Origin of the sequence: uncultured Aquabacterium sp. (assembly GCF_913773725.1) — a bacterium.
Classification (GTDB): Bacteria; Pseudomonadota; Gammaproteobacteria; order Burkholderiales; family Burkholderiaceae_C; genus Aquabacterium.
On the sequence record NZ_CAJYGK010000086.1, the window covers coordinates 60,514 to 72,350 of the forward strand.

General features: G+C 66.1%; 11 protein-coding genes. 3 read left to right on the forward strand and 8 right to left on the reverse strand.

The window, feature by feature from the left end:
- Window positions 1-12: 12 nt before the first annotated feature.
- From QZ709_RS09510 to QZ709_RS09520, 3 genes are all read right to left on the reverse strand, one after another.
- Window positions 13-336, reverse strand: a complete 324-nt coding sequence (locus QZ709_RS09510) for an H-NS histone family protein (protein WP_294637028.1) — start codon at window positions 334-336, stop codon at window positions 13-15.
- Between the two features lie 179 nt (window positions 337-515).
- Window positions 516-1,571: a site-specific integrase gene (locus QZ709_RS09515; RefSeq protein WP_294637029.1), complete on the reverse strand. Its 1,056-nt coding sequence runs from the start codon at window positions 1,569-1,571 to the stop codon at window positions 516-518.
- Window positions 1,572-1,659: 88 nt separating this feature from the next.
- Window positions 1,660-2,667, reverse strand: a complete 1,008-nt coding sequence (locus QZ709_RS09520; RefSeq protein ID WP_294637030.1) for an AraC family transcriptional regulator — start codon at window positions 2,665-2,667, stop codon at window positions 1,660-1,662.
- Window positions 2,668-2,874: 207 nt separating this feature from the next.
- Between QZ709_RS09520 and QZ709_RS09525 the strand changes: the two genes are divergently transcribed.
- The gene (locus tag QZ709_RS09525) at window positions 2,875-4,443 is read left to right on the forward strand and encodes an NAD(P)/FAD-dependent oxidoreductase (protein WP_294637031.1); all 1,569 of its coding nucleotides are present in this window, start codon (window positions 2,875-2,877) and stop codon (window positions 4,441-4,443) included.
- Between the two features lie 23 nt (window positions 4,444-4,466).
- Here QZ709_RS09525 and QZ709_RS09530 read toward each other — a convergent pair whose 3' ends face one another.
- Both QZ709_RS09530 and QZ709_RS09535 read right to left on the reverse strand, forming a co-directional pair.
- Entirely contained in the window at window positions 4,467-6,023 is a 1,557-nt protein-coding gene (locus QZ709_RS09530) for a methyl-accepting chemotaxis protein (RefSeq protein ID WP_294637032.1), read from the reverse strand.
- Between the two features lie 118 nt (window positions 6,024-6,141).
- Window positions 6,142-7,275, reverse strand: a complete 1,134-nt coding sequence (locus QZ709_RS09535) for an MFS transporter (protein WP_294637033.1) — start codon at window positions 7,273-7,275, stop codon at window positions 6,142-6,144.
- A gap of 182 nt (window positions 7,276-7,457) precedes the next feature.
- On the opposite strand from QZ709_RS09535, the gene QZ709_RS09540 reads away from it, so the two are divergent.
- Complete coding sequence (locus QZ709_RS09540; RefSeq protein ID WP_294637034.1) at window positions 7,458-8,837, forward strand: CapA family protein; 1,380 nt, start codon at window positions 7,458-7,460, stop codon at window positions 8,835-8,837.
- Here QZ709_RS09540 and QZ709_RS09545 read toward each other — a convergent pair.
- The 3 genes from QZ709_RS09545 to QZ709_RS09555 all read right to left on the reverse strand — a co-directional run bounded on the left by QZ709_RS09545 (window position 8,811) and on the right by QZ709_RS09555 (window position 10,720).
- On the reverse strand, window positions 8,811-9,620 hold the full coding sequence (locus tag QZ709_RS09545; RefSeq protein ID WP_294637035.1) for an FCD domain-containing protein: 810 nt from the start codon (window positions 9,618-9,620) through the stop codon (window positions 8,811-8,813). The two genes, QZ709_RS09540 and QZ709_RS09545, sit on opposite strands and share 27 nt — an antisense overlap.
- Window positions 9,621-9,696: 76 nt before the next feature.
- A complete protein-coding gene (locus tag QZ709_RS09550) occupies window positions 9,697-10,005 on the reverse strand; it encodes an AzlD domain-containing protein (RefSeq protein ID WP_294637037.1) in 309 nt (102 codons plus the stop codon).
- Window positions 9,995-10,720, reverse strand: coding sequence for an AzlC family ABC transporter permease (locus QZ709_RS09555; protein WP_294637038.1), 726 nt, complete (start codon window positions 10,718-10,720; stop codon window positions 9,995-9,997). The genes QZ709_RS09550 and QZ709_RS09555 overlap by 11 nt, the downstream gene beginning before the upstream one ends.
- 130 nt (window positions 10,721-10,850) lie before the next feature.
- On the opposite strand from QZ709_RS09555, the gene QZ709_RS09560 reads away from it, so the two are divergent.
- The gene (locus tag QZ709_RS09560; protein WP_294637040.1) at window positions 10,851-11,711 is read left to right on the forward strand and encodes a LysR substrate-binding domain-containing protein; all 861 of its coding nucleotides are present in this window, start codon (window positions 10,851-10,853) and stop codon (window positions 11,709-11,711) included.
- Window positions 11,712-11,837: the final 126 nt, after the last annotated feature.

An 11,837-nucleotide genomic window follows, 5' to 3' on the forward strand; every position in this document is an offset into this window, starting at 1 on the left:
CCGGCGTCGGCGTCAGACCTTCAAGTCGTCCAGGCTCTTGCCATCGGCCAAGGCGGCCTGGACCCATTTGGGTTTCAGTCCGCGTCCGCTCCAGGTGGAGCCTGTGGCGGGATCCTTGTATTTGGGCGCCACCTTGCTGCCATTACCCGACGCGCCGCGGGGCGATTTTGCGCTCATCAGATCGGCCACGGTCAGCCCATTGTCTGCCAGCATTTGGCGGATCTTGGTAATGACCCCTGCGCGTTCGGCTTGCATGGCCTCCTTGATCTGCCTTTCCAACTCGGCGGCCTGACGTTCGAGGTCGGCCTTCTTGGCGGCAAGTTCCTGATAGTTCATCTCTGTCTCCGATAAGTCAATACATTGAATGACAGCGATGATACATGCGTTGAGGGGCCCGCAACTTATTCAGATTCCACCCGCTCTTCTCTTATTTCACCTTCGCGTCGAGCTGCAACAGTTGGCAATTTCTTTCACATTCTGAAGGGGCGCACCGTGTCCGGGGCCGGCACTGGTGCTCAGCCCAGATAGCGTTCGATGGACGCGAGGTGATGAATGCCAAGGCGATTTTGCAGTTCCTGCGGAGGAACACCTTCTGCCAGCGCCATGTGAATATGTGCGCGCCGCAGCGCCTGAATGCCGCCATGGAAAAGCCAATGGTCCGGATCAGGTGAATGGGCGCCCAGCCCCTCCAGAATCCGGAAGACCGTGGAGGGTGTCAGGTGCCCCCCTTTGCCCGTCGACGGCAATATGGGGCGATCCGAACCTCGCAATGTCTCCGGCATGAGTTTCAGCCACCACTGAAGCAGGCGGTGCGCTCGAACCATTCCCGGCGAGGTGTCGATTTCGGAATCTCCGGAGGCCGTCACGAGCCGATGCCGAGCCGTGGGCGCCGTTTCATCACGGTGAATCGTCACCCGGGTCTCGTCCGCCTCGGTCGAAAATGAGCCTTGCCGCAAGCGTCTTATTTCCTGAAACCGCAAGCCCAAGTCCAACCCCAGCGAGAGGATGACCAGATTGCGTGCCAGTTTCCATGGCACGTCGCGCGGCAGGACGGGCACGCCCGGTGCCGCAGAGGCAGGGCCAGCCAGCGAAAAAACCGGGTCGGTCAGACGAAGCACTTCCTCTCCGGTGATCCAGGCGTCCATCCCCAGCGACCACGCCGCTTCGATTTCGTCGCTTTCTGCTGCCGTTTTGCTCAAGGCAGATGGCGCGGCCTCGGCCGTGGACGGCCAGCCTTTGATCACCACCAGCGAGCCGCCCTGCACCGCCCAGTGCAGCCGAGTCAGCAGACGCGCGTAACGGCGGTAAGTGCCCTCGGACCACCCGGAAGGACCAGCGCACTTGTGTTCCAAGAAGGCATTGATGGCCGCCGTCGGATCTTGCTTCGGGTCGAGCCCCTGCGTAAGCGCCCATTCCACATAGGCGCGAACCATGGTCCGGTAAACCGCAACAGCATCCTCCGAGAGCACATCGGGCGACCGAGCTCGTGCCCGACTCGTGGCGACATACGCCTGCTTGTGCAGCCCGGAGAGCAGCCATGCCACCCGGTGATCGACGAGGAAGGGATCCATTACAGATTTCAACTAACCGTAAATTGAATCTAAACAATCAAACGCACACGCTGCACGTTTAGAGGTAGGGCTCCTGCGGTTAGTTGAATTATGCGCGTCCGGCCCGGTACACCGCCGGCGTCTGCCCAGCCCATCGCTGGAACGCATGGATGAAGGCAGCCGATTCGGCGTAGCCCAGTTGGTGCGCCACCTCTTCGACGGACAGGCTGCTGTGCTTCAGCAGGTGCCGCGCCTTGGCGTAACGCGCCTCCGCCAACAGCTCGCGAAAGCCGCGCCCGTCCTCGCTGAGCGCCCGCCGCAGGCTGCGCTCGCTCATCTCGAAGGAGCGGGCCACCTCCTCCGCAGACGGAAACGCACCGCTGAACAGACTCAGGTGGGCCAGAACCCGCTCGGCCAGGGTGTCGTCGGACTGCGCCTGCATCTGCAGCTGTTGGTCGCACATGGCGCGGTACATCGCATGCCCGGAAGGATCTGCTGTGGGAAACCGCAGCTGGAGATGCTCGTTGCGCAACCAGAAGCGGGCCTCATGCTCGCCGAAGCGCACGGGACAGCCAAAGTAGGCTTCGTAGGCCGCCGCTTCCGGCGGACGCGGATAGGGCATGTCGATGCGCTCGGCCCGGATGTCCATGCCCAGCGTCGCCTGCATGTCACGCACCATCTTGTACGTGCCGGACACCTCGCCGTCGACCCGGAAGCGGAAGGCCTGGGGCGGCATCGGCATGGGCTGCAACACCAGCGCGCTCTGCCGCTCGCCCGGCTCCATGCGAAGCGTGCCGAACAGATAGGTCAGCTTCTGGTACCGGATCCCCGTCTGGAAGGCTTCGTAAGCATTGGGACAGGTCATCAACAGCATGACCAGAGGGCCGTAGCCCGCGAGCCCGTAGAACCCGCCCAGCCGCAGCCCCACCAGGGGGTCGTGCAGTCCTTCGGCCAAGTCTGCATAGATGCGCAGTTCGCGCGACCGCTCGATGCGTGTGCTCGGATCGAGCTTGTCCAGCGTGAGCCCATGCCGCTGCAGCACGGGCTCCGGGTCCTCGCCCAGCTGCTTCAGACCCTGAACCATGTAGATCAGGCCAAGAATGGATCGGGTGCTCATGTTGATTCAGGTCAATTAACTGGCCTGGGTAAACCCGAAAACGGCGGGTTTCTGGCCGGAAGAATCAATTGCTCGGTCGAATCTAGCATGGCTGCCTCGGGGGTGGGCGCGCACCATCGCGCCATGTTCGGAGACACGCCCCTGATTTGTGTCCGCCTCCCTCGGCGGCACGGGCCAGGGGGCAACACACCCAGAAAAGGCCTCGCCATGCAGCAGCACACCGCACCTCAACCGATTGTTCACCACGTCGACGTCGCGATCGCCGGCGCCGGCTTTGGCGGGCTGGCCATGGCCATCCAGCTGCAAAAGCGCGGCATCCACAGTTTCCTGATCCTGGAGAAAGCCGCCGAGGTCGGCGGCGCCTGGCGCGACAACCACTACCCCGGCGCGGCCTGCGATGTGCAGTCGCACATGTACTCCTACTCGTTCGAGAAGAAGGCCGACTGGAGCAAGCGCTACGCGCCCTGGCACGAGATCCAGCAGTACATCCTCGACACGGTCAAGAAGCACAACCTGCGCTCCAAGATCCATTTCAATCAGGAGGTGGTCAGCGCCGTGTTCAACGAAGGCACCGGCCGGTGGGTGATCAAGACCGCAGGCGGCGAAACCATCATGGCGCGGCACTGGGTGCTGGCGTCGGGCCCCCTGCACGTGCCCGCCTTCCCCGACATCAAGGGACTGGACACCTTCAAGGGCAAGGTGATGCACTCGGCGCAATGGGACCACGGCTATGACCTGCGCGGCAAACGCGTGGCGTCGCTGGGCACGGGTGGCTCGGCCATCCAGTACGTGCCCGAAATCGCGCCCAAGGTGGCGCAACTGCATGTGTTCCAGCGCACACCGGCCTGGGTGATCCCGCGCGACGAGCGCAGCTACTCCAGCCTGCGCAAGGCCCTGTTCAAGGCCCTGCCCTTCACGCAGACGCTCCACCGCTGGCGCTGCTACTGGACGAACGAGTCACGCCTGTGGCCCATCCTGAACCCGTGGATGGCCCGCATCGGCGAAGGTCTGCTCAAGAAGTTCATTGCCTACCAGGTGAAGGATCCCGCGTTGCGCGAGAAGCTCACGCCGGACTACACGCTGGGCTGCAAGCGCATCCTGATCTCCAACAAGTGGTATCCCACGTTCAACCGCAAGAACGTCGAGCTGGTCACGGATGCCATCCAGGAGATCACGCCCGACGGCATCGTCACCCGCGATGGCAAGGAGCGCAAGCTGGACTGCATCGTGCTGGGCACGGGCTTCGTCGTCGACCCGCGGATCTACATGAAGAACTTCGAGCTGCGCGGGTTGAACGGCCACACCGTGCAGGAAGACTGGAAGGTGAGCCCCACCAGCTACTACGGCATCACCACGGCGAACTACCCCAACATGTACCAGCTGGTAGGCCCCCACACCGGTCTGGGCCACAACTCGATCATCTTCATGATCGAGGCGCAGGTCGACTACATCATCCAGTGCATCGAGCTGGTCAAGCGCCGCCAGGCCGACTGGATCGACGTGAAGCCCGAGGCCATGCAGCGCTTTCTGGGCGAGATGACCCGCAGCCTGAAAGGCACGGTGTGGAGCTCGGGCTGCAAGAGCTGGTATCAGACCGCCGACGGCATCAACTTCGCCATCTGGCCGAAGTCGACCTGGCGCTACTGGCTCGAGACCCGCTCGGTGCGGGAGGCCGATTACGTGTTCGGGCGGTGCCAGGCGCACGCGGCCCATACCGGTGGCACCCCTGCCGGGCTGGCCGGACAGGCCATGGCCCGGATGGGTCAGCCGCGCTGACCGACCGGCCGATCACGGCGGACTCAGGCCGGGCGGCCTTCCACGCGGAAGACCGACACGAGGTCCGCCAGGCGGGCCGCCTGGTCCTTCATGCTGGCTGCCGCAGCGGCGGACTCCTCGACCAGCGCGGCATTCTGCTGCGTCATGCTGTCGAGGTCGCCGACCATGCGGTTGACCTGCGAAATGCCATCCGACTGGTCCTTGGTCGCCTCCGTGATCTCCGAGATGATGCGGTTGACCTGTTCCACCGCATTGACGATGGCACCCATTGACGTGCCAGCTTCCTCCACCAGGCGGGCGCCGGCCTCGACAGACTCCACCGAGGCCCCGATGAGGGACTTGATCTCCTTGGCCGCCTCCGCCGAACGCTGGGCCAGCAGACGCACCTCGCCCGCCACCACGGCAAAGCCGCGGCCCTGCTCACCGGCCCGGGCGGCCTCCACCGCAGCGTTCAGCGCCAGGATGTTGGTCTGGAAGGCGATGCCATCGATCACGCTGATGATGTCGACGATCTTCTGCGAGCGCTGGTTGATCTCGCCCATGGTGCTCACCACCTGGGACACCACCTCACCGCCCCGCTCGGCCGCACCCGCGGCCTGACGCGCCAGATCAGCCGCCGTGCCGGCCGATTCCGCGGTCTGCATCACGCCGGTGGCGATCTGCTCCATGGAGGATGCAGCACCCTGCAGGCTCGAGGCCGTCTGCTCCGTGCGGTTGGACAGGTCCATGCCGCCGGAAGCCACCTCGGAGCTCGCCACGCGGATCGAATCAGTGGAGTGCCTGACTTCCTGCACGATGCCACCCAGGGAAGTTCGCATTTCTTGCAAGGAGCGCAGCACCTCGGCCACCTCGTCCTCACCCTCGATGCGAGAGGTGCGCGTGAGGTCGCCATCGGCAATCGCCCGGGTCACCTTCACGACATGGGCCAGCGGCCGGGTGACCGACAGGGTGATGGCCCGTGCGACGAAGACACCCACCAGCACACACACCACGCCCAGCGCCACGATCGTGGTCTGGGCCGTGGCCACCTCGTCGTGCAGCGTCTGCTCGATGGCCTCCGCGCGGACCCGCTCCTGCTTGCCCAGTTCAGCAATGGCCTCGAGGTAACGCTCGACCAACGGCACCAGTTCCTTGTCGACAAAGGCGACCGCCTCGGCGTCGCCGGCCTTCAGCCGCCGGAGCGCTTCGTCACGTGCGGTGATGTACACCTTGCGGCGGGCAGCGATCTCCTGGAACGTGGCACGCTCCTGCTCCGAGGTTGCCGCGCTCTCCAGCGACTTCTGCAACTCGGTGATCTCGGCCGAGGTCTGCTTCATCAGGCCAGAGAAATGGGCCTGCACACCCTCATGGTTGCCCGACTTGGCAATGGCCAGCGTGCGGTTGGCGTTCAACATGGTGAGGCTGTGCCAGCGCGTGGCCTGGTCTGCGATGAGCCGGACCGCAGCCGCCTGCGATGCGTTGGCCCGCGTGTTCTGCAACTTGGTCCAGCCGAGCGCACAGATGCTCACGACCAGGGCGAGGACCACAGCAAAACCCAGACCCAGCCGGTGGCCCATTTTCAAGGTGTTCAGTGCTTTCATGAATGCCGCTTTCCGCCGGGTGCTCGGCCCCGGTTTTTCAGTTTCGGACACCGCAGCGCGACTCTTGATGGGGACAACCCCCTGCAACGTGACGGCCGTCACGCAAGCTCCCATCGACTCAGGGCCCAGCGAGGGCACGGCGGGAGGCGGCGGCCAGAATCAGCGCGAACAGCACGACCTGCGCCAAGGCCACCTTCAGGCTGTACGCCTGAGCCACCACACCGATGAGGGCAGGCCCGCCCATCATCCCGAGATAACCCATGGCCGACACCACCGCGATTCCGTGGGCCGGACTCACGCCGGGCACGCGGCCTGCGGCCACGAACAGCAAAGGAACGACATTGGCCAGCCCCAGCCCGACAAGGGCAAAGCCGATCAGGGCCCAGAACGCACCCGGTGCCCCCAACGCCACCCCCATGCCGCAGGCGGCCAGCAGCGCGCTGCCCCTCAGCAAGACACCTGCATCCAACCGGGCCCGGACCCAGTCGCCCCCGAAGCGGCCGGCGGCCATCGCCCCGGAGAAGCTGGCATAAGCCCACGCTGCCTGGCCCGGCGCGGCACCCTGCTCCTGACGCAGGTAGAGCACGCTCCAGTCGTACATCGCTCCCTCGCACAGCAGGCCAAGGGCGGCCAGCACGCCCATGAAGGCCAGAGCGCCCCCACCCACCGTGAAGCTCGCCGCCCCACCATCGCCTTCGCATCCTGACTGAACCTGGCTGGCGCCCCAGCAGCCCAGCAACAGGCACACGGCGCACGACAGCCACAGGTGGTGAAGGGGCGTCATGCCCGCCTGGAGGGCCAGGGCCCCGAAGCCGGCCCCGACCATGCCACCGGCGCTGAACATGCCGTGAAAGCCGCTCATGACGGGTCGCCGGCTTTGCCGCTCCAGGTCGGTGGCGGCCACGTTCATGGCCACATCGAAGGTGCTCGACACCAGCCCGAACGTGAAGACCATCGCCACCACCAGTGCGTAGGCATGCCCGATCAGGAGGAAGGCCAGCGTCATGGGGCTGATGACCGCAGCCACCCACAGCACCGTCCGCGGCCCCCATCGCCCGATGAGCCGGCCGGCCTGGGTCAGCCCCAGACAGGCCCCCACACCCATCGCCAGCATCGCCAGACCCAGCGCCTGTTCTCCCACGCCGTGGTGCACCTTCACCGTGGGCACGTGCACGCCCCAGGTGGCAAACAGGGCGCCGGCTGCAAGAAAGAGGGCCCGCACGCCGGCGGGAGAGTGGTGAAGTGCGCGCATCGGGGTGGGCAGGGCAAACGCCATACCTGCGAGGAGAGCCGCCTCACACCCTACACTGGATGCCGCACAGCCTCCTTCCTCGCGCAGACATGTCCTACCCTGCCCCGCCTCATGCGACCCCTGAAGGCCGTGGCCGGCTCGCCAGACAAAGGCATACCGGTGCACTGGTGATCCTGGCAGCCATGACCCTGAGCCCCCAGCTTGCACTGGCGCAGGACGCTGTCGCGCCCGAACTGCTTTGTGTGTTGCGCATGGCGGGCCACACCCAGCAGGTGCGCGCTCCCGCTGTGTCCGATCCGCACACCGTGCAAGGCGTGGCGGTGAAGGAGCGCTTCCGGTTCAGGGCAGTGCTGCAGCCGGCCTCACCCGATGCGCCGTCTCGCGCCGCAGTGACCGTCACCGACGTCGAGTCCGAACCGGATCCGGTGGTGCTCCAGCATGTCAGCTGGACCTTGCCGGCGGCGCGACCGACGGACGTCCTGACCGCCGGTGCCGCGTGGGCCCCCACGCTCAGCGGATGGCAACGGGTGTACTCCCCCTACCTCGGTCGTGAACTGACCTGGGGCTGTGCGCTGGTTGCGGCCGGTGCCGTTCCAAAGGGCGCCGACGACGCAGATGGCACCGTGCCACCGCTCACCATCGCACCGGCCGCCGTGGCGACCGCACAGCCCGCAGGGCCCGTGGTAAGGGTCGCCTGGGTGGGCGACATCATGCTGGCCGATGGCCCGGGCCGGCTCATCCGCCAGGGCGGCAACCCCTTCGCGCCCATGGCGGCCAGCCTGGCTCGAGCCGACCTGCGGGTCGGCAACCTGGAGTGCGTGGTTGCACGCGGCGGAAAGGCGCTCGCCAAGCCCTGGACGTTCCGGGCGCACCCGCGGGTTTTGCCGCTGCTGCAAAGACACGTCGATGTAGTGTCCCTGGCCAACAACCACTCTGGCGATTACGGCCCGGCCGCCTTCACCGAGATGCTGGACCGGCTGGATCGCGCCGGCCTGCCCTATGTGGGCGGCGGCCGGGACCGCCGGGATGCGCACCGGATCAGGGTGATCGAGCGCAAGGGCGTTCGGCTGGCCATCCTCGGCTTCAACGAGATGTTTCCCCGCCGCTTCGAAGCCGGCGATGCACACCCCGGCATCGCATGGAGTGACGATGAACAGGTGCTGCATGACATCCGCATGGCCCGCACCCAAGCGGACGTGGTGATCCCCTTCATGCACTGGGGACAGGAGGGCAACCTCCAGGCGCACGCCCGTCAACGGGCACTGGCTCGCCGCATGATCCAGGCGGGCGCAGACGCGGTGGTCGGAGCGCACCCGCACGTGGTGCAGGACACCGAGGTGATCGACGGCAAGCCGGTGATCTACAGCCTGGGCAACTTTGTCTTTGATGGCTTTTCCGACACGGCCAGCCGCACGGGGGCCGTCCTGTGGATGGACCTCACACGGCAGGGGGTGACGGCCTGGCACCTGGAGACCGTGCACCTCGACCAGCAAGGCACCCCCCACCCGGCTTCGCGGTCAGGAGCGCCGACCGTGTCAGGCCTCGCGCCACGGGTCCGGTAGCGCATCGCCCCGCACGGCTGCACGTCGCACCGCGCGGGCTTCCCGCTCGCTTTCGTCGCGCATGCGGATCAACGTGCGCTCGACGAAGTCGATGTGGGCCTCAGCCGCCGCCCGGGCACCGGCCGGATCGTGTGCTTCGATCGCGCGGAAGATCGCCAGATGCTGTTCCAGCAGCTCGCTCGACACCGTGCCGACCGCAAACAGATTGGCGATGTTGTCGTGCACGTGGGTGCGCATCATGGTGAACAGGCTGGCCAGCAGGTGGCTGAACATGGCGTTGTGCGCTGCATCGGCAATGGCCTGATGAAATGCAGCATCTGCCTTGGACAGCGCCCCGAGATCCTTGGCCTCGTGCGCCTGCTGCAGCGTGGTGACGACCCCGCGGAGTCGGGCCACATCGGCCTCGGTGGCGCGCTCGGCGGCATAGCGGGCCGTGCTGCCTTCCAGCATGCGCCGGAACTCGAGCACGTCGCGGCGCAGCTCCGGGTGGCTTGCCACCATGCTCTGCCATGGGCTGGAGAAGCTCGCCTCCAGCTTGTCCGAGACATAGGTGCCGCCGCCTTGCCGGCTCACCAGCAGGCCTCGTGCAGCCATCTTCTGGATGGCCTCACGCAGCGAGGGGCGCGAGACGCCCAGCCGCTCGGCCAAGGCGCGCTCGGGCGGCAAGGCATCGCCGGCCTTGAGGCTGCCCTCGAGGATCATCGATTCGAGCTGCTGGACGATGGCATCGGAAAGCCGGGGCACATTGACCCGCTTCAAGGACTGGGGAAGGGCGTCGTTCATGGTCTGACCAAAGTGCCAAGCCCCAACGATAGCAGGTCTGCCGCCAGCCCCGCGGCGCGTGTGACGCCGCGACACATCACAGCTGGCGGAACAGCGCGGCCACCACCACGCCTGCGGCGATGGCAGGCAGGGGCTTCTTGAGCGCCAGCATGACGACAGCGGTCGACAGCAGGGCGAGCCGGGCGCCACCATCCCCTCTCATCGCCATGGGCGCAAGCACCGCCACCAGCACCGAGCCCGACATGGCGGCAATGAAGCGCCTCGTGCGCTCGCCCAGCGGCACAAAGGACATGATGAAGACGCCGCCCCACCGGGTGGCCAGGGTCACGGCCGCCATGACGAGGACCACCGGGAAGGGGCCCCACGCAGCAAGGTCAATCGCCATGAGGTGCCTCCTTCCACGCAGCGCCCAGCAGGCCCCCGGCCAGCGCACCCACCACCACATGGCTGTTCTCTGGCAGGTGGCGGTAGGCAGCCAGCGACGCACAGGCCGCCACCCCCCAGATGGCGAAGGTGCGCCCGTTCTTCTCGCCCCCCACCGCCATCGCCAGCATGAAGCAGCCCATCACCATGTCGAGCCCCCACCGGCGGGCGTCGGCAATCAGGTCGCCCACTTGCGTGCCCAACCACGTGCCCAGCACCCAGAACACCCACAGCGCGGCGCCGCCACCGAGCAGCATGCCCAGGCCCGGCTGTCCGCGGGCCAGCGCCTGCATCGACAGGGCCCAGTTGGCGTCTGACGCCAGCGTCATCAGCCCGTAGCGGCGACCTGGTGGCAGGTCGCGAAGCCAGGGATAGAGCGACGCCCCCATCAGAAGGTGCCGTGCATTGATGGCAAACACCGTCAGGGCCATGGCCAACATCGGCATCGCGGGCCCCCACAGATCCAGCACCGCAAACTGGGCCGTGCCCGCAAAGACCAGGGCGCTCATGCAGACCACGGAGAGGGCATCCAGACCGCGCTGGGTGGCGGCCAGACCAAAGGCGGCACCGAAGACCATCACGAACAAGGCCATGGGCACCATCTGCCGAAAGCCGGTCCACACCAGATGACGGTTCAGCTCACTTTGAGAGAGGGTAGCAGGATCGGTCGAAGTCATGAGGGCATCGGCACAAGGGCAGGTGAGGATCTTCGTGCTTAGGCCTCACACTGTGATGAATTCGGGGCCTTCCGAAAAGCGCAAAATTCACATCGCTTGCATTCGATCATCGAATAGAAAGGAGCGGGCAATGCTGCAGAACCTCCAGATCGACTGGCTGAAGTGCTTTGTCGCCGTGGTGGACACGGGCTCGCTGTCGAGCGCCACCGGAGAGGTGCACCGGTCGCAGTCGGCCATCAGCATGCAACTCAAGAAGCTGGAGGAAGCCGTGGGCCGTCGGTTGCTCGACCGGGGGCCACGCAAGCTGCTGCTGACTCAGGATGGCCAGATGCTGCTGGGGTACGCGCGACGCATCCTGGATCTGCAGGCCGAGGCCTTGAGCGCCTTGCATGGCGACGAGCTGACGGGTCGTGTGCGATTGGGCGTGCCGGATGACTATGCCACCCGCTACCTCACGCCGGTGCTCAAGCGCTTTGCGCCGAAGCACAGCGGGGTCGAGATCGAACTCAACTGCGAACAGTCGCCCGCCCTCATCCCGCGTGTGGCTCGGGGTGAACTCGATCTGGCGCTCGTCTCGCGCGACCACGCGCGGCGCGGGACCCTGCTGTTTCATGAGCCCATGGTCTGGGTGGGCTCGCCTCAGTTCGAGCTCTGGCGACGCGATCCGCTGCCGATCGCGGTGTACGAAGAGGCCAGCCTGGCCCGACGCGGGGCCATTCAGTCCCTGGCGCAACAGGGGCGGCGCTACAAGGTTGTCTACAACAGCTCGAGCCTGGCAGGCCAGATTGCCGCGGTGGACAGCGGGCTGGCCGTGGCCGCGCTGACGCAGTGCAGTGCCCCGCCTCACCTGCAGGTCCTCGGGGCCGCGCACGGGCTGGGCCCGCTGGCCCCCATGGAGGTGGCGGTCTATCGGAGCCGCGAATCGCGCGGCAACAAGGCCGTGGACACCCTTCACGGCCTGCTGATCCGGACGCTGAGGCAGTCGACCTGATCGGGTCTACAGGCTACAAATTGGTCTGACCAATCATCATTTTATCTATCGCCAGGGTTAACCCTGAATTCGGGGCGTTGACGCCCCTTTTGCGCCTCTTCTACAGTCACGCCCTGTCGACGCTAA

What these genes read in the sequence shown, in the direction of transcription:
- QZ709_RS09510 (WP_294637028.1), bottom strand. Translation starts at nt 336, where the DNA reads ATGAACTATCAGGAACTTGCCGCCAAGAAGGCCGACCTCGAACGTCAG.
- QZ709_RS09515 (WP_294637029.1), bottom strand. Translation starts at nt 1,571, where the DNA reads ATGGATCCCTTCCTCGTCGATCACCGGGTGGCATGGCTGCTCTCCGGG.
- QZ709_RS09520 (WP_294637030.1), bottom strand. Translation starts at nt 2,667, where the DNA reads ATGAGCACCCGATCCATTCTTGGCCTGATCTACATGGTTCAGGGTCTG.
- QZ709_RS09525 (WP_294637031.1), top strand. Translation starts at nt 2,875, where the DNA reads ATGCAGCAGCACACCGCACCTCAACCGATTGTTCACCACGTCGACGTC.
- QZ709_RS09530 (WP_294637032.1), bottom strand. Translation starts at nt 6,023, where the DNA reads ATGAAAGCACTGAACACCTTGAAAATGGGCCACCGGCTGGGTCTGGGT.
- QZ709_RS09535 (WP_294637033.1), bottom strand. Translation starts at nt 7,275, where the DNA reads ATGCGCGCACTTCACCACTCTCCCGCCGGCGTGCGGGCCCTCTTTCTT.
- QZ709_RS09540 (WP_294637034.1), top strand. Translation starts at nt 7,458, where the DNA reads ATGACCCTGAGCCCCCAGCTTGCACTGGCGCAGGACGCTGTCGCGCCC.
- QZ709_RS09545 (WP_294637035.1), bottom strand. Translation starts at nt 9,620, where the DNA reads ATGAACGACGCCCTTCCCCAGTCCTTGAAGCGGGTCAATGTGCCCCGG.
- QZ709_RS09550 (WP_294637037.1), bottom strand. Translation starts at nt 10,005, where the DNA reads ATGGCGATTGACCTTGCTGCGTGGGGCCCCTTCCCGGTGGTCCTCGTC.
- QZ709_RS09555 (WP_294637038.1), bottom strand. Translation starts at nt 10,720, where the DNA reads ATGACTTCGACCGATCCTGCTACCCTCTCTCAAAGTGAGCTGAACCGT.
- QZ709_RS09560 (WP_294637040.1), top strand. Translation starts at nt 10,851, where the DNA reads ATGCTGCAGAACCTCCAGATCGACTGGCTGAAGTGCTTTGTCGCCGTG.